The sequence below is a fragment of the Rhodococcus sp. IEGM 1330 genome (assembly GCF_033142445.1).
Classification (GTDB): domain Bacteria; phylum Actinomycetota; class Actinomycetes; order Mycobacteriales; family Mycobacteriaceae; genus Rhodococcoides.
In genome coordinates, this window is record NZ_JAWLSB010000001.1 from 548030 (window position 1) to 563045 (window position 15016).

At 64.2% G+C, this 15016-nt stretch carries 18 protein-coding genes; 9 read left to right on the top strand and 9 right to left on the bottom strand.

All coding sequences use genetic code 11. The features are described from left to right. Positions 1-81 precede the first annotated feature (81 nt). Together R4P57_RS02440 and R4P57_RS02445 are read left to right on the top strand one after the other, a co-directional pair. Positions 82-1383 (top strand): fatty acid desaturase, encoded by a 1302-nt coding sequence (locus tag R4P57_RS02440; RefSeq protein ID WP_317801317.1) that lies wholly within the window; start codon positions 82-84, stop codon positions 1381-1383. A gap of 123 nt (positions 1384-1506) precedes the next feature. Then, a complete protein-coding gene (locus tag R4P57_RS02445; protein WP_317801318.1) occupies positions 1507-2757 on the top strand; it encodes a fatty acid desaturase in 1251 nt (416 codons plus the stop codon). A gap of 240 nt (positions 2758-2997) precedes the next feature. On the opposite strand, the gene R4P57_RS02450 is transcribed toward R4P57_RS02445, so the two are convergent. After that, a complete protein-coding gene (locus R4P57_RS02450) occupies positions 2998-3567 on the bottom strand; it encodes a TetR/AcrR family transcriptional regulator (protein ID WP_317563880.1) in 570 nt (189 codons plus the stop codon). 208 nt (positions 3568-3775) lie between these two features. On the opposite strand from R4P57_RS02450, the gene R4P57_RS02455 reads away from it, so the two are divergent. Together R4P57_RS02455 and R4P57_RS02460 are read left to right on the top strand one after the other, a co-directional pair. After that, positions 3776-4570: a bacteriorhodopsin-like gene (locus R4P57_RS02455; RefSeq protein WP_317801319.1), complete on the top strand. Its 795-nt coding sequence runs from the start codon at positions 3776-3778 to the stop codon at positions 4568-4570. Between the two features lie 9 nt (positions 4571-4579). Next, entirely contained in the window at positions 4580-5734 is a 1155-nt protein-coding gene (locus tag R4P57_RS02460; protein ID WP_317801320.1) for a Brp/Blh family beta-carotene 15,15'-dioxygenase, read from the top strand. Here R4P57_RS02460 and rsgA read toward each other — a convergent pair. From rsgA to ybaK, 3 genes are read right to left on the bottom strand one after another with little or no spacing between them, the layout of a single operon-like run. Then, positions 5658-6692 carry a ribosome small subunit-dependent GTPase A gene (gene rsgA, locus R4P57_RS02465; RefSeq protein WP_317801321.1) on the bottom strand — a complete coding sequence of 345 codons (1035 nt, stop codon included), beginning with the start codon at positions 6690-6692 and terminating at the stop codon, positions 5658-5660. The two genes, R4P57_RS02460 and rsgA, sit on opposite strands and share 77 nt — an antisense overlap. Next, positions 6644-7960 (bottom strand): 3-phosphoshikimate 1-carboxyvinyltransferase, encoded by a 1317-nt coding sequence (gene aroA, locus R4P57_RS02470; protein ID WP_317801322.1) that lies wholly within the window; start codon positions 7958-7960, stop codon positions 6644-6646. The genes rsgA and aroA overlap by 49 nt, the downstream gene beginning before the upstream one ends. 6 nt (positions 7961-7966) lie before the next feature. Continuing rightward, positions 7967-8458 (bottom strand): Cys-tRNA(Pro) deacylase, encoded by a 492-nt coding sequence (gene ybaK / locus R4P57_RS02475; protein WP_317801323.1) that lies wholly within the window; start codon positions 8456-8458, stop codon positions 7967-7969. A gap of 90 nt (positions 8459-8548) precedes the next feature. Here ybaK and R4P57_RS02480 point away from each other — a divergent pair, with 90 nt between their 5' ends. Next, positions 8549-9331, top strand: a complete 783-nt coding sequence (locus R4P57_RS02480) for a sigma-70 family RNA polymerase sigma factor (protein ID WP_317801324.1) — start codon at positions 8549-8551, stop codon at positions 9329-9331. Further along, a complete protein-coding gene (rsrA, locus tag R4P57_RS02485; RefSeq protein WP_411742269.1) occupies positions 9328-9627 on the top strand; it encodes a mycothiol system anti-sigma-R factor in 300 nt (99 codons plus the stop codon). Before R4P57_RS02480 ends, rsrA begins: the two co-directional genes overlap by 4 nt. 71 nt (positions 9628-9698) lie before the next feature. Here the strand turns inward: rsrA and R4P57_RS26780 are convergent, their stop codons facing one another. Further along, the gene (locus R4P57_RS26780; protein ID WP_370878772.1) at positions 9699-9773 is read right to left on the bottom strand and encodes a 50S ribosomal protein bL37; all 75 of its coding nucleotides are present in this window, start codon (positions 9771-9773) and stop codon (positions 9699-9701) included. A 119-nt stretch (positions 9774-9892) separates the two neighbouring features. Between R4P57_RS26780 and R4P57_RS02490 the strand changes: the two genes are divergently transcribed. Together R4P57_RS02490 and R4P57_RS02495 are read left to right on the top strand one after the other, a co-directional pair. Beyond that, positions 9893-10108, top strand: a complete 216-nt coding sequence (locus R4P57_RS02490; protein WP_008717734.1) for a biotin/lipoyl-binding carrier protein — start codon at positions 9893-9895, stop codon at positions 10106-10108. A gap of 21 nt (positions 10109-10129) precedes the next feature. After that, positions 10130-11608 (top strand): sensor histidine kinase, encoded by a 1479-nt coding sequence (locus R4P57_RS02495; protein ID WP_317801325.1) that lies wholly within the window; start codon positions 10130-10132, stop codon positions 11606-11608. 112 nt (positions 11609-11720) lie between these two features. Here R4P57_RS02495 and R4P57_RS02500 read toward each other — a convergent pair whose 3' ends face one another. Both R4P57_RS02500 and R4P57_RS02505 read right to left on the bottom strand, forming a co-directional pair. Beyond that, positions 11721-11975: a WhiB family transcriptional regulator gene (locus R4P57_RS02500; RefSeq protein WP_032366305.1), complete on the bottom strand. Its 255-nt coding sequence runs from the start codon at positions 11973-11975 to the stop codon at positions 11721-11723. A 263-nt stretch (positions 11976-12238) separates the two neighbouring features. Further along, entirely contained in the window at positions 12239-13192 is a 954-nt protein-coding gene (locus tag R4P57_RS02505) for a diacylglycerol/lipid kinase family protein (RefSeq protein WP_317801326.1), read from the bottom strand. A 158-nt stretch (positions 13193-13350) separates the two neighbouring features. Between R4P57_RS02505 and R4P57_RS02510 the strand changes: the two genes are divergently transcribed. Next, the gene (locus tag R4P57_RS02510; protein WP_317801327.1) at positions 13351-13779 is read left to right on the top strand and encodes a hypothetical protein; all 429 of its coding nucleotides are present in this window, start codon (positions 13351-13353) and stop codon (positions 13777-13779) included. Between the two features lie 9 nt (positions 13780-13788). Here the strand turns inward: R4P57_RS02510 and R4P57_RS02515 are convergent, their stop codons facing one another. Both R4P57_RS02515 and R4P57_RS02520 read right to left on the bottom strand, forming a co-directional pair. Further along, entirely contained in the window at positions 13789-14265 is a 477-nt protein-coding gene (locus tag R4P57_RS02515) for a GNAT family N-acetyltransferase (protein WP_317801328.1), read from the bottom strand. Continuing rightward, entirely contained in the window at positions 14262-14903 is a 642-nt protein-coding gene (locus R4P57_RS02520; protein WP_317801329.1) for an acid phosphatase, read from the bottom strand. The genes R4P57_RS02515 and R4P57_RS02520 overlap by 4 nt, the downstream gene beginning before the upstream one ends. Positions 14904-15016: the final 113 nt, after the last annotated feature.

Sequence of the window (15016 nt, forward strand, 5' to 3'; positions counted from 1 at the left end):
GACTGTTCGGTTACGCTTGCGTAGGTTGCCCACGTCGAAACCCGATATTTCGGGCACTGCACTCAACTGTTGGAGGACCCGGTGGCCATCACCGACATCAAAGAGTTCGCTCATCTCAGCGAAGCGGATATGGAAGCGTTCGGTCGTGAACTGGATGCGATTCGTCGAGACGTCGAAGACAGCCGCGGCGAGCGCGATGCCGCCTACATCCGTCGGACCATCAGGCTGCAGCGGCTGCTCGAGCTCGGTGGCCGCGCGGTGCTGCTCGGCAGCAAGTATCGGCCGGCCTGGATCGCCGGCACGGCGATGCTCAGTGTCGCCAAGATCATCGAGAACATGGAGCTCGGCCACAATGTGATGCACGGGCAGTGGGACTGGATGAACGATCCGGAAATTCATTCCACCTCCTGGGAGTGGGATCAGACCGGACCGTCGGAGCAGTGGAAACGCGCCCACAACTACTCGCACCACACGTACACCAACATCGTCGGCATGGACGACGACATCGGCTTCGGCATCCTGCGGATGACCCGTGACGAGCCGTGGAAGCCGATCAACCTCGTTCAGCCGCTCGCCAACATCGTGCTGGCCACCACTTTCGAGTGGGGCATCGCGCTGCACGACTACGACGCGCAGAAGCAGCTGGACGGCGAGGACGAGAAGGGTCTGCTGAAGTCTCCGGCGAGCCGCGCCTTCGCGCGCAAGATCGCCAAGCAGGTCGGCAAGGATTTCGTCCTGTTCCCGGCACTGTCCGGTCCGTCGTGGAAGTCCACCTTGACCGCCAACGCGTCGGCCAACCTCGTCCGGAACCTGTGGGCATACGCGGTGATCTTTTGCGGTCACTTCCCCGACGGGGCAGAGAAGTTCACGATCGGGCAGTTCGAGACCGAGACACGACCCGAGTGGTACCTGCGTCAGATGCTGGGCAGTGCGAACTTCGAAGCCGGTCCGGTCATGGCGTTCATGAGCGGCAACCTCTGCTACCAGATCGAGCATCACATGTTCCCGGATCTGCCGAGCAACAGGTACTCGGAGATCGCCGAGAAGGTGCACGCTCTGTGCGAGAAGTACGACCTGCCGTACACCACAGGGTCACTCGGCAAGCAGTATCTGTTGGCGTTGCGGACCATCCACAAGCTGTCGCTGCCCGACTCATGGTTGCGCGCCACGTCCGACAACGCTCCCGAGACGTCGTCCGAGCGGCGATGGCGGGTCGGCGATTCGCCTGCCGTTCATGCGCTTCGGATCGATCCGCTCACCGGGCAGCGTCGAGGTCTGCGTTCGGCAATGCAGGAGGCGCGCGTGAGCTTGCGCAATGCCAAGAAGGAAGCCAAGCGTCAGGCCAAGGCCCTTCGTCGTTCGGGCGACCGCGTTCGATTGTGAATCGTCACACAGTTTTCCGCCCGTAACCTACGGAACCGTAAGTTACGGTACGGTAGGTGACGGAATTGCACATGGCCTGATTATGCGAGCTATGTGTTCACGACTGCCAGGAGGTTGTTTCCCATGGCGATTACGGACGTCAAAGAATACGCGCATCTGACCGATGCCGACATCGAGGCGTTGGGCCACGAGCTCGACTCCATCCGGCGTGACATCGAAGCGTCCCGCGGTGAACGCGACGCCAGGTACGTCAAGAACACGATCCGCCTGCAGCGGTCCCTCGACATCGGTGGCCGGGCCGTGCTCTTCGCCAGCCGCCGTCGTCCGGCGTGGCTCGTCGGCACCGCCATGCTCGGGGTTGCGAAGATCATCGAGAACATGGAGCTCGGCCACAACGTCATGCACGGCCAGTGGGACTGGATGAACGACCCGGAGATCCACTCCACCTCGTGGGAGTGGGACAACACGGGGCCGTCGGCTCACTGGAAGCAGACGCACAATTACATCCACCACAAGTACACGAATATCCTGGGCATGGACGACGATGTGGGCTACGGCCTGCTGCGCGTCACCCGAGACCAGCGATGGAAGCCGTTCAACCTCGGCAACCCCGTCTACAACCTGCTGCTGCAGTTGTTCTTCGAGTACGGAGTGGCGCTTCAGCACCTCGAACTGGGCAAGGTCGCCAAGGGGCGAGTGCCCCGCGAGGAGTTCGAGCAGAAGCGACGCGAGGTGCTCGAAAAAGTCGGCAAGCAGATCGGCAAGGACTACATCCTCCATCCGTTACTGACCGGTCCCGCCTGGAAGAGCACGTTGACGGCGAACATCGTCGCCAACATGATGCGCAACGTGTGGACCAACACCGTCATCTTCTGCGGTCACTTCCCGGACGGTGCGGAGAAGTTCACCAAGTCCGACATGGAGGGCGAGACTCAGGGGCAGTGGTACCTGCGTCAGATGCTCGGCAGCGCCAACTTCAATGCCGGTCCCGTCATGGAGTTCATGAGCGGCAACCTGTGCTACCAGATCGAGCACCACCTGTTCCCCGACCTCCCCAGTAATCGACTGCGGGAGATCAAGGTTCGGGTTCTCGAGCTTGCCGAGAAGTACGACCTGCCGTACACGACCGGTTCGATCGTCCACCAGTACTTCCTGTCGTGGCGCACGATTGCGAAGCTGTCGCTGCCCAACAAGTACTTGAAGGCAACGAGCGACGACGCCCCCGAGACGGCGTCGGAGCGCAAGTGGGCCGACGCGCCCGCAGGTCTGTTCACCGTCGATCCCGAGACCGGCAAGCGTCGTGGTCTGCGCACCGCCATAGCAGAGACGAAGAAGCGCAAGGGAATTCGTAGGCGGGTCGGTTCCGCCGTGTAAGCATTCTCGATCACGAGCAAGCCTGGTCGCAGTCGACTCTCGTACGGAGCCGGTTGCCACCAGGCATTGTTCGTTCGAACGGCCTCGAACAGTAGGCGGACCGACGGCGACACCTTGCGAGGGCGTTGCCCGTTCTGTCGGGTTAGCCTGCCCCTCTGGTGAATTGACGCGATGACATCATCGCCGGCAACGTGCGGTCGTCGACCTGCGTCCCATGGCGGGTTTTCGGTGCGGGGCCCGTCAGTCGCTGCGGACGATCATGTCCACGGCCGCCTCGATGACGTCGTCGCTCGGGACGGTGTCGAACATCAGCGACGGGCAGGCGACCACGCCGGCGAGCATGGAGATGGCCGCTTCCAATTGTGGTCCTTGGAAGGACTTTTCGAGCATCTGCCGGACTGGACGCTGCGCATTGGTGTTGATGGCGTCCCGCAGTCGACTCACGGTTTCGACGCTCGCCCACTGGGACATGGCAATGAGCACGCGATCGAGCCGCAGCTCGATCACTGCGTGGCGAAACAACTTCAATTCGGCGATCAAGTCGATCCGCAGGTCGCCGGTGGCCTCGTGGTGAGGCATGTCCCCCAGGGCATCGAGTGCGACGAGCACGAGGTCGATTTTGGAAGGCCAGTGTGAGTACAGGGTCGTCTTGGAGTACCCGGCGATCTCGGCTACTCGGGCGTGGGTCAACGCGTCCGAACCCTCTTGGGTGAGAACCGCCAAAGCGCTACGCGCGACGTCCGCTCGGGTGCGGGCCACCCGCGAATCGGCGGGCACCGTGAGCTGCTCGAGCTTCTGACCGAATGCCATGTGTGGTTCACCTCGCCTCACGTGTGAAGCGGCTGAATATACGCCGCTGCGTCCAAAATAGCTGATGTACAGAAAGATCAGTTCTGGATTGATTATTCACTAGTGAACTTATAGTTCAGTACAGTACGGTTAGTTCGTCCGGTAAGTAACACGCGCTCAGAGGTGAGAGATGATTCCCGAGGAACTAACTCAGTCACAGTTCGACACGGTGTACAACTTTTTGTCCCTGGTCATCGCCGCGCAGTTGTTCGGTTCGCTGTTCCTGCTCGCAGCTCAGCCACGGGTGCTTGCGCGGTATCGCCAGGCCCTGGTTATCTCTGCGATCGTGTGTGGCATTGCTGCGTACCACTACTTCCGCATCTTCGAATCCTTCAAGTCCGCGTTCGTCACCGACGCCCAAGGTGGGCGCGGAACGTACGTTCAGGCGGTGGGCGAGTCCTTCAACGAGGGGTATCGCTACGTCGACTGGTTGCTCACGGTCCCGCTGCTGCTGACCGAGCTCATCGTCGTTCTGGCACTCGCCAAGAAGCTGCAGGCTTCGTTGCTCTACCGACTGATTCCGGCGTCTGCTCTGATGATCGCACTGGGCTACCCGGGTGAGATCAGTGCTGACAACACCATTCGAAACGTCTTCGGATTGCTGTCCACCATCCCGTTCCTGTACATCCTCTACGTGCTCTTCGTAGAGCTGACGCGTTCGCTCGACCGGCAGCCCCCGGCAGTGCGGCAAACCGTCAGTCGGATGAGGATTCTTCTCCTGGCCACCTGGGGTGTGTACCCGATCGCATACATAATTCCGCTGTACTTCTCGGACGCGGGAGCCACGGCATGGGTTGCGAAGCAGGGTGGATACTCGATCGCCGACATCCTCGCCAAGGTGCTGTACGGCCTGTTGATCTACAAGATCGCTCGCCTGAAGTCCTTCGCCGATGACCCCGATTTCGCGGCGCGGGAAACTGAGCTCGAAGTTCGGCCCGCGTCGGCCGGGACGAACGGCTCGTAGCGCACGATCGTGAGTCTCACGAAACAATCGGGCGACTCGACGACAAGCACCACCGCCCCACTGCTGACTGCTGCGACATGGTCGCGGTGGTTGGTGGTGGGGACGGTGGTGATGTCGTGCGGCCACCTGTTCGGGCTGCCCGCCATCACCGCGCCGGTGGCGTTGGTTGTCGCGGGCCTGGCTTTCCTCGCAGGTATCCCGCACGGGGCGATCGACCATCTGATGGCAAAGCGATTGTCGGGGGGTACCCCGCTACCGGCGGTAGCCGCGGTCTACGCGGGCGCGGCTGCCGCAGCATGGGCACTGCTGCAGTGGGTCGGTCCGATCGCATTGGTCGCGGCCGTTCTGTTCAGCGCGGTGCATTTCGGATTGGGAGAACTCGAGGTCTCCCGGTTGCTGACCGGGTGGCGGCCACGACGGATTCCGGCTGCTGCGATCGTCGTAGCGGGCTCCGGTGCTCTCGTGTTGCCGCTGGCGCGTTCGGGCGATCAGCTCCTTCGAGTGGCGACAGCTGTTTCGCCGGAGTTGGCCGTCCTCATTTCGGCTGCGCCGGTTCAGACAGCACTGGTGTCGACGTGGTGCGTTGCGGCGTCCGTCGCAGTGGCCGCCGCCCTGCGGTCGGGTCATCGAACCGTGGCGCTCGACGTCGTGCTCATCGGTGCCCTGGGGATGGCGGCACCACCATTGGTGGCCTTTGCGGTCTGGTTCGGCTGCTGGCACGCGCTGCGCCACACCGCCCGATTGTTGACGGTCGAGCCCGGCTGCGCCGCACTCGTCGGCGATGGTCGGGGGCGAGAGGCGACCTGGCGGCTGGTTCGGCTTTCCGCAGTGCCCTCGCTGGCGGCGTTGACAGCGGTGCTCGCCCTCGGCTGGTTCACCGTTGCGTCACCTAACTCGACGACGATGGTGGCCGAAGTGCTGCGCCTCCTGCTCGCGCTCACCGTGCCGCACATGGTGGTGGTCTGGTGGCTCGATTCTGTACCCTTTCGGCGGGTGCACGGGCCCGGCGCACAACCGGCTGCCGCACCGTCACCATCCAAGTCCCACCGCAGACTTCGACCGCTGCCGAATCCCTACCTGCCCATAGCTACCAAGCGTCGTTCGTTCGAACGGCCTCGAGGAGCAGGCGCACGGCCGCGACGCGTCGACCCGCGTCTCCGGTGAGCGCGTCGAGGGCGCACTCGGGATCTGCCGGTGGGCCCAGGTGGGTGCATCCTCGGGGGCAGTTCTCGATCGTGTCCGCCAGATCGGAGAACGCGGCGACGACGTTCTCGGGGGAAATGTGCGCCAGTCCGAACGACCGGATACCTGGGGTGTCGACCACCCAGCCGCCGTCGGGCAGCGGCAGCGCCACCGACTGCGTCGAGGTGTGACGTCCCTTGCCAACGCCCGAGACCACGCCGGTGGCGCGATAGGCGTCGGGCACCAGCCGGTTGACGAGCGTGGACTTTCCGACGCCCGAGTGCCCGATGAGCGCGGTCACCGAGTTCGTCAGCATCGCGGTCAGCTCCGTGAGGTCCTCGGATTGGCCCGCCAGCACCACCGGGACGTCGAGATCGGCGAAGGCCGCAGTGAATTCCTCGGGGTCGGCCAGATCGCTCTTGGTCAGGCACAGAACGGGTTCGAGTCCGCCGACGTACGCGGCCACGAGTGCTCGTTCGACGAAGCCGGTGCGGGGCGGCGGGTCTGCGAGCGCCGCGACGATGAGCAGCCGGTCGGCATTGGCCACCACCACGCGCTCGAACGGGTCGGTGTCGTCGGCGGTGCGACGCAACACCGTCCGCCGCTCGGCTACGCGGACTATTCGGGCCAGAGTGTCGACCTTGCCCGATAGATCCCCGACGATACCGACCTCGTCTCCCACCACGATAGGAGTTCGGCCCAGCTCGCGGGCACGCATCGTCACGACCGGCCGGTTCGGGTCACCGTCGAGCACGCAGCCCCATCGGCCGCGGTCGACGGACACCACCATGCCTGCTTCGGCGTCGTTGTGTTCGGGTCGAGTCTTGGTCCGTGGACGCGAACTCTTGCCCGGTCGGATACGAACGTCGGACTCGTCGTACCGGCGCGCGGTCAGGAGCCGACCCCGCTCGGTGTCGATGCGGACAGCATTGCGTCCCACAGCATCTCGAAACCGGGGAGCGTCTTGGCGGTGGTGCCGATGTCGTCCACCTCGACCCCGGGGACACGCAGTCCGACGATCGCTCCTGCGGTGGCCATCCGGTGGTCGGCGTAGGAGTGCCAGACGCCTGCGTGCAGCGGAGCCGGATCGATTCGGATGCCGTCGTCCGTCTCGACTGCGTGTCCACCGAGTCGGACGATCTCGGTTGTCAGTGCGGCGAGTCGGTCGGTCTCGTGGCCACGCAGGTGGGCGATGCCACGCAGGATCGACGGACCCTCGGCCAGTGCGGCGAGTGCCGCGACCGTCGGGGTCAGTTCGCCGACATCGTGGAGATCGAAGTCGATGCCGCGCAACGTATCCGGGCCCTCGACGGTCAAGATGCCTGCGGTCAGGTCGACTCGAGCGCCCATCCGGGTGAGTATCTCGCGGAAGGCATCGCCGGGCTGAGTGGTCGATTCGGGCCAATTCGGCACGCGCACCCTGCCTTTCGTCACCACCGCTGCAGCGAGGAAGGGGGTGGCGTTGGACAGGTCCGGCTCGATGCTCCACTCGATCGGCGCGACCGGCCCGGGGTGCACCCGCCAGGTGTTCGCGTCACCACCGGACTCGGGGGTATCGACTCGAACGCCCGCGCGCCGCAACATGTCCACGGTCATGTCGATGTGCGGCATGGACGGAACAGGCTTGCCGATGTGGTGGATTTCGATTCCCTCGTCGAAAGCCGCCGCAGAGAGCATCAGGCCCGAGACGAACTGCGAGGACCCCGAGGCGTCGATCTCGACCGATCCGCCGCGCAGCGAACCGGTGCCGCGCATCGTGAACGGCAGCGCGCTACCGTCGATCTCGGCCCCCACAGCGCGCAGAGCGTCGAGGATCGTGTCGAGTGGACGAATACGTGCCTGCTCGTCGCCGTCGAACGACACCTCGCCTGCGGCGAGCGCAGCCAGAGGCGGCACGAAGCGCATCACGGTACCCGCCAGACCGCACTCCACGACTCCTCCGTGCAACGGTGCCGGAGTCACGCGCAACGTCGTCCTGTCCTCGTCCGCGGTGATGATCTCGATTCCCAAGGTTGCCAGGGCGTCGATCATCAGATCGGTGTCACGGCTGCGCAGGGCCCCGGTGATCGTCGACGAGCCGGTGGCGAGCGAGGCGATGATCAGTGCGCGATTGGTGATCGATTTCGATCCGGGCAGAGTGACTGTCGCGTCGACGGGTGCGACGGCGGCTGGGGCTGTCCAATTGCTCACCCGTCCATCTTCTCTCATTCGGTATCAGCGCGCGGCGATGGGCGCGGATGTAGCGCCTGTGAGCCGCACCAGATCGGCTGGTGCGAGTTCGATTTCCAGTCCTCGGCGACCTCCGCTGCACAGAATCGTCTCGAAGCCGAGAGCCGAGGCGTCGATCGCGGTGGGCAGGGACTTGCGTTGGCCGAGTGGTGAGATACCGCCGAAGACGTACCCGGAGGAGCGCTCGGCGGCGGCCCTGTCGGCCATCGTGATCTTTCTGGTGGACAGGGCGGCGGCAGCGGCCTTGAGCGAGAGCATTGCGGTCACCGGAACGATCGCCACCGCCAGCGAGCGATCTGCTCGTTCGACGACGAGCGTCTTGAAGACCTGTTCGGGCCGAACGCCGAGCCGTTCGACGAGGATCTGTGCCGCCTCCTCGCCGTAGGACTGCACCCGAGCATCGTGGTCGTACGAATGCACGGTGTGCGCCACCTTTCGTGCGGTGAGCAGCGCGAGAGCGGGTGTGGACGCAGCCATTCACCGGACTCTAGCGACCGCGCGGGAACACGGCGGCACGACGCTGTGTTGTGTATCAACAGATACGGATGCAGGCGGAAGGAATGACGAATGGCAGTGCTGACCGCGGGACGTCCCCTCGCGTTGAAGGGGGTGATCTCTTCGCAGAAGTCGACCTCGGGCGCGGTAGCCTGGGCGGTGGAAGCTATCGAAGGGATCAGCGTGACAGAAGCCAGCAATCCCGTCGCTGACGTGGACGACGAGAAGGCGATCGCGGAGCGCAGAGCTGCCGAGACCGAGGTGCAGTTGACCGAGCGCTTCGAGCGCGACGCGTTGCCGATGCTCGATCAGCTCTACGGGGCAGCTCTGCGAATGACGCGTAACCCCGCCGACGCCGAGGACCTGGTGCAGGAGACGTTCGTGAAGGCCTACTCGGCTTTCCGGTCGTTCCGTGAGGGCACGAACCTCAAGGCGTGGCTGTACCGAATTCTCACCAACACCTACATCAACTCCTACCGCAAGAAGCAGCGTCAGCCCGCTCAGTACCCGACCGACGAGATCAGTGACTGGCAGCTCGCCGCCACGGCCGAACACACGTCGACGGGGCTGCGTTCCGCCGAGGTCGAGGCCCTGGATGCGCTGCCGGACGACGACATCAAAGCCGCGCTGCAGTCTCTTCCCGAAGAGTTTCGGATGGCTGTGTACTACGCCGACGTCGAGGGGTTCCCGTACAAGGAGATCGCCGAGATCATGGGTACTCCCATCGGCACGGTGATGTCGCGTCTGCACCGCGGACGCAAGCAACTGCGAGGTCTGCTGGCAGGGGTTGCGCGTGAGCGTGGTTTCAACCGGGACGGCGCTGTCGACCGGCACGAGCAGGAGGTAGTCCAGTGACGGGCACCGGAAAGATCGACGACGGGGACGCACAGTTCGAGCGCCTCGACTGCTCGGCAGTGATCGCGGACGTGTGGGTGATGCTCGACAACGAATGCGACGAAGCGAGCCGATCCCGTCTGCAGAAGCACATCGACGAATGCGGATCCTGCTTCGAGGCCTATGGAATCGAAGAAAAGGTCAAGCGGCTGATCTCACGCAAGTGCGGGGGAGACCAAGCGCCGGCCGGGCTGCGCGAACGGCTCAGCGTCGAGATTCGACGGACCGTGTTGATTCGCCAGACCGACTCCGAGTAATCGCAGGTCGCACAACGACGAGGGGCCGAGAAGCAGTCGCTTCTCGGCCCCTCGCGGCTTGTGACAAACCGTCAGCTGTTCGGACGTTTGCCGTGGTTGGCCTTGTTGCCCTTACGAGCACGCTTCTTACGTCCACGCTTTCCCATGATGGGCTCCTCTCGTTTGTTCACTACAGTCTCCCACGTGTGATTGGCTTACTGTGACGGGCCTGGTCTCCGATGAGTGTCCAGCGCAGTTCGTGGTGACGTGAGAGAGGGGTTCGCCGGTGTCCGAGGACGTTCGTGCGGAGATGGTGTCCACTGTATTTCAGGTGGTCGTGGCCCGAGGCGACGCTGTCGAGGTCGGTGACACCCTCGTGATCCTGGAATCGATGAAGATGGAAATTCCCGTGCTGGCCGAGACAGCAGGCACGGTCACGTCGGTGGACGTCGCGGTAGGCGACGTCATTCAGCAGGGCGACCTCATCGCCGTCGTGTCCTGAGCAACGGTCACGTGAGATTTCGTGTCGACTCTCAGTGACCTTCTGGCCGAGCACACCGACCTCCCCGGCGTCGCGGTCGATCATCTGCAACGCGTCGTAGGCGAGTGGCAGCTGCTGGCCGACCTGTCGTTCGCCGACGTGCTCCTGTGGGTCGGCACCGACGACGTGTCCAGTGGGACCGCCGACGTGCTGTGTGTGGCCCAGTGCCGGCCGACCACCGCGCCCACGGTCTTCACTCACGACATCGTGGGAACGACGATCTCCGAAACCGAGCACCCCGATGTGATGGTCGCGCTGCAGCAGCGGGAAATCGTGCACGGAGGAGTGGTGACGCGGACCGAGAGCATTCCGGTGCGCTGCGGAGAGCACGTCATCGCGGTGCTGACCCGCGATACCAATCCCGCGCAGCTTCGACCGCCGAGTGCCCTCGAGGTGGCGTATCGGGAATGTGCCGACGACCTGTGTCTGATGATCAGTGAAGGGACGTTTCCCACCCCGGAAGAGCGCACCGATGTGAACTCGTCTCCGCGGGCAGGCGACGGTTTCATTCGCATCGACACCGAGGGGCGGGTGGACTACGCCAGTCCCAACGCCCTCTCGGCGTACCACCGGATGGGATTGACGACGGAGCTGTCCGGTCGAGATCTGGCTTCGGTCACGCGGTCTCTGGTCACCGACCCTTTCGACTCACAGGAAGTGGCCGACCACATCAGGTCGTCGCTGAGCGGCAACGTGGGACACCGGATGGAGGTCGATGCACGCGGTGCCACCGTTCTCGTGCGCACGCTGGCTCTTCAGCCCCGGGGGAGGTCGGCCGGTGCGGCAGTGTTGATCCGCGATGTCACCGAGGTGAAGCGACGCGATCGTGCTCTGCTGAGCAAGGACGCGACCATCCGGGAGATCCATCATCGGGTGAAGAACAACCTGCAGACGGTGGCGGCGCTGCTCCGGCTCCAGTCTCGTCGGCTCGAGAACGAGGAAGCGCGCACGGCGTTGGCCGAGTCGGTCCGTCGGGTGACATCCATTGCACTCGTGCACGAGATGCTGTCGATGTCGGTGGACGAAGAAGTGGACCTGGACGAGATCGTCGATCGTCTGGTGCCGATCATGCTGGACATAGCGACGGTCAATCCGAGGGTCCGAGTGGTGCGCGAGGGCAAACTCGGTGTCTTCTCGGCCGAACGGGCTACACCTTTGGTGATGGTGCTCACAGAGCTGGTGCAGAACGCGATGGAGCACGGATTCGACGCCGGGTCGGCCGGTGTCGTCCGAATCGGGGCCGACCGGTCCGCGAAGTGGCTGGATGTGGTCATCCATGACGACGGGCGCGGGTTGCCCACCGGGTTCTCCCTGGAACGCTCGGACGGTCTCGGGCTGCAGATCGTGCGCACGCTGGTCTCGGTGGAGCTGAACGGATCGCTTGGTCTGCACCCGGCGGCGGGTGGGGGAACCGACGCGATGTTGAGGGTTCCTCTGGGACGGCGTGTGCCGAGGCCCTGATGCACGTTCGGTGAACAGTGCGTAACGGGCTCGTCGGTGGCCTGTGGAACGCAGAAGGCCCGGTGTCCGCTGTGGGCGGATACCGGGCCTTGCTGATTACTGCGTAAGCGTCCTAGACGGAGCTGCGTGCGCGCGTACGTGCGTTGCGTCGCTTGAGTGCACGGCGCTCGTCTTCACTCATTGCGCCCCATACTCCTGCGTCCTGGCCGGATTCGAGTGCCCAGGACAGGCATTCAGCGGTGACGGGGCACCGAGTACAGACGACTTTGGCATCGGCGATCTGCGCGAGCGCCGGACCACTGTTTCCCACCGGGAAAAATAGTTCCGGATCTTCATCGCGACAAATAGCCTTGTGGCGCCAGTCCATCCTCTGCTCCTTACCGGGCGCCGAAGCGCCGTTTCGTTTCTCTTCTGTTCACGAGTGGGTAACCAATGTTTCCGCACTGTTGCTTGTGAATGCTTTCACGAACTCAGGTGAAGTCAAGGGGTACGCGCGTGACCGTGGTCAAGCTCACTCTGTTAGGCTCGCTTTAGCCTTCTACGCTCCTTTGTACCCCGAGTGAACAGATTTCGCTCGTGATTTCACAAGAAGTGCACTCTGAGCAGCAGCGGGGTCGATGTTTGCGGCCCTCACATGCTCGGCGCAACCACTTCCAGCGCGTCGGGAGTCGAGAAGAACTCGGCCTCGGTGCGTTCGCCGAGGTAGTCCCCGTCCATCTGCAAACCGACCGGCTCGGCGGAAGAGATTCGTACGCTCGGAACATCATCGATCCGAATCAGCTTGCGAGACTTGGGTTCTGCGCCCTTGGTCAGCATCTGACGAGACACCCGCAGTGTGGGGAACAGGGCAGTCGAGCGCATGCCGAACACCCCGAGACCCGAGTCGAAACCAGTGCCCGGATTGGTGTGCACCGGCCGCTCGTTCATGTACGTCCACGGACTCGAATTCGACACGAACGCGTAGTGCACCTCGCCGAACGGCTCCCGCCCGGGAACCTCGACCGTCAAGCGGGCAGGACGCCGCTTGAGCTTGAAGAATTCCTGAACCGCCGATCGAACGTACCGGGTCGCCGACACCGGCTTTCCATCCTTACGACCCGCATCGATCGCCCGACACACTTCCGCATCCCAACCCATGCCCGCATTGAACGTGAACCAGCGATTGTCGCAGTGCCCCAACCCGATCGTCCGCCGCGCCCGCGCATCGAGCAGACCGATCAACTGATTCGTCGCCGCCACCGGATCCGCCTCGATGCCCAGCGAACGCGCGAACACATTCGCACTACCGCCCGGAACGACGGCGATCGGCGGAATGGCACCGATCGTCACCGCGTGCATCGACGTCGGCAACGGCACCCCGAGCAAACCGTTGATGACCTCGTTGACCGTCCCGTCGCCACCATGAACGATCACCAGACCCATCCCGTCCTCACGGGCACCCCGAGCAAGCTCCGACGCATGATCACGATGAGTCGTCTGCGCAACCGTCACCCGCACCCGACTCGACAACGCATGAGCCAACAGATCCCGAGCCGCAGCCGTCGTAGAAGTCGCATTGGGATTGACGATCAGCAGCGCACGCACGAGCACTGACACTAACCGGGTCGTTCCGCAGGCTCCACTCCGGTCACCTGGGTCGTTCCGCAGGCTCCACTCTCCGCCCCAGGGTCGTTCCGCATGCTCCACTCCCGGTTGCCGAGGTCGTTCCGCAGGCTCCACTCCCGGTTGCCTAGGCTGGTCGCGTGTCCACCTCACCCGAGAACCTCACCCCGCCGGCCACGTTTCGATCCGCCGGGGCGCTCGTCGCAGCGCAGGGCGTGGCGTCGTTGGTGGCCGCGACAGTCCTACTCGTCCGAGCGTTCTCCGGGGAAGGGGACAACGCCGTGGCCAACGGGTACGGCACCGCGGGGTGGTTCGGCGTCCTGGGTATCGGAGTCGGGGCGGCAGGCGTCGCCCTGATCCTCGGAAAACGCTGGGGACGGTCCATCGCCACCGTCGTACAGCTGCTGCTGCTCCCCGTCGTGTGGTCACTGTTGACCGGATCGCATCAGACCGTCTACGGCGTCGCCCTCGGAGCAGTGGTCGTGGCGGTGCTGGTTCTGCTGTTCAGCCCGCCGTCCTCCCGGTGGATGGCCGCCGAATACAGCGGCGTCGACGACGATCTCCGTTGAGGTAGTCGTTCAACGCGCCCGGGTGGCCAGCTCTGCCAGTGCCTCCTCGGTCAGGCGGAACGTGGTCCACTCGTCCTGTGGCTCGGCTCCGAGCGATCGGTAGAAGCCGATCGACGGGGTGTTCCAGTCCAGAACCGACCAAGCCAACCGCGTGTACTGCCGATCGATGCATTCGGCGGCCAACGCGGCGAGCAGTGCGGTTCCGAAGCCTTCTCCGCGCGCGGCGGGCTGCACGTAGAGATCCTCCAGATAGATACCGTTGACGCCGTCCCACGTGGAGAAGTTCAAGAACCACAGCGCGCACCCCACCACCGTCCCCTCGTGCTCGGCGACGTGTGCGAACACCGACGGCTGCGCTCCGAACAGCGCAGAACGAAGCTGCTCGTCTCGAACGGTGCACAGCGAGGACGACTTCTCGTAGGCGGCGAGTTCGTGCACGAGAGCGGTGATGGCGGGAACATCGGCCTCGGTGGCGCGGCGAATCATCCTGTGTTTCCTTTCGGTGCCGTGGCGGCGGTGAGAATCGAAGGGTGCACGTTGTGTGCGACGAGCTGGCGAAACGAATGCTCGAAGCCGAGCAACGAATACGCGGCGGGCGAGAGTGCGAAGCGTTTGCCCTCGGTGATGGGGGCCTCGGTCCAGCCGGCGATCAGAGCGCGCGAGAAGTGGCCGTGGCCGACCAGTACGACGTCGCGGCCGCTCAACAACGGCAGGACGACCGAGAGCACCAGTTCGACGCGCACTGCGATGTCGCCGATGGACTCACCACCCGGGCACGGATGCGTCCAGACGGTCCAGTGCGGCACCGTCCGGTGGATCTGCGTCGACGTGATGCCCTCGTAGTCGCCGTAGTCCCACTCCGACAACGCATCCCACGTTCGATCGACCTGCAGGCCCGCGAGCTCGGCGGTTCGACGGGCGCGCTCTCGCGGGCTCGTGATCACCAGGGGATCGCGCAGCTTCAGTAGTCCGAGGAGCGATCCGGCCTCGACGGCCTGTTGCTCGCCGGTGCTCGTGAGGGGGACGTCGGTGTTGCCGGTGTGCTTACCGGCCAGCGCCCATTCGGTCTCGCCGTGCCGGAGTAGAACGACTCTGCCGGCCTCGACGCCGCCGTGTGTGGTCATGGAACGATCATGCCTGCCCTCGGGATGTGGCCCTTGTCATAGGTGGCCTGCGGATCTGTCCGATTTGTCGATTGAGTACAGACCTACCGGCCGGTTACTCTCGTTGCGAATCT

Bases quoted from the DNA above. Each gene is read 5' to 3' on its own strand.
- R4P57_RS02445 (WP_317801318.1), top strand. From the start codon at position 1,507: ATGGCGATTACGGACGTCAAAGAATACGCGCATCTGACCGATGCCGAC.
- R4P57_RS02450 (WP_317563880.1), bottom strand. From the start codon at position 3,567: ATGGCATTCGGTCAGAAGCTCGAGCAGCTCACGGTGCCCGCCGATTCG.
- aroA (WP_317801322.1), bottom strand. From the start codon at position 7,960: ATGAGAGAAGATGGACGGGTGAGCAATTGGACAGCCCCAGCCGCCGTC.
- ybaK (WP_317801323.1), bottom strand. From the start codon at position 8,458: ATGGCTGCGTCCACACCCGCTCTCGCGCTGCTCACCGCACGAAAGGTG.
- R4P57_RS02480 (WP_317801324.1), top strand. From the start codon at position 8,549: ATGGCAGTGCTGACCGCGGGACGTCCCCTCGCGTTGAAGGGGGTGATC.
- R4P57_RS02500 (WP_032366305.1), bottom strand. From the start codon at position 11,975: ATGGACTGGCGCCACAAGGCTATTTGTCGCGATGAAGATCCGGAACTA.
- R4P57_RS02515 (WP_317801328.1), bottom strand. From the start codon at position 14,265: ATGATTCGCCGCGCCACCGAGGCCGATGTTCCCGCCATCACCGCTCTC.
- R4P57_RS02520 (WP_317801329.1), bottom strand. From the start codon at position 14,903: ATGACCACACACGGCGGCGTCGAGGCCGGCAGAGTCGTTCTACTCCGG.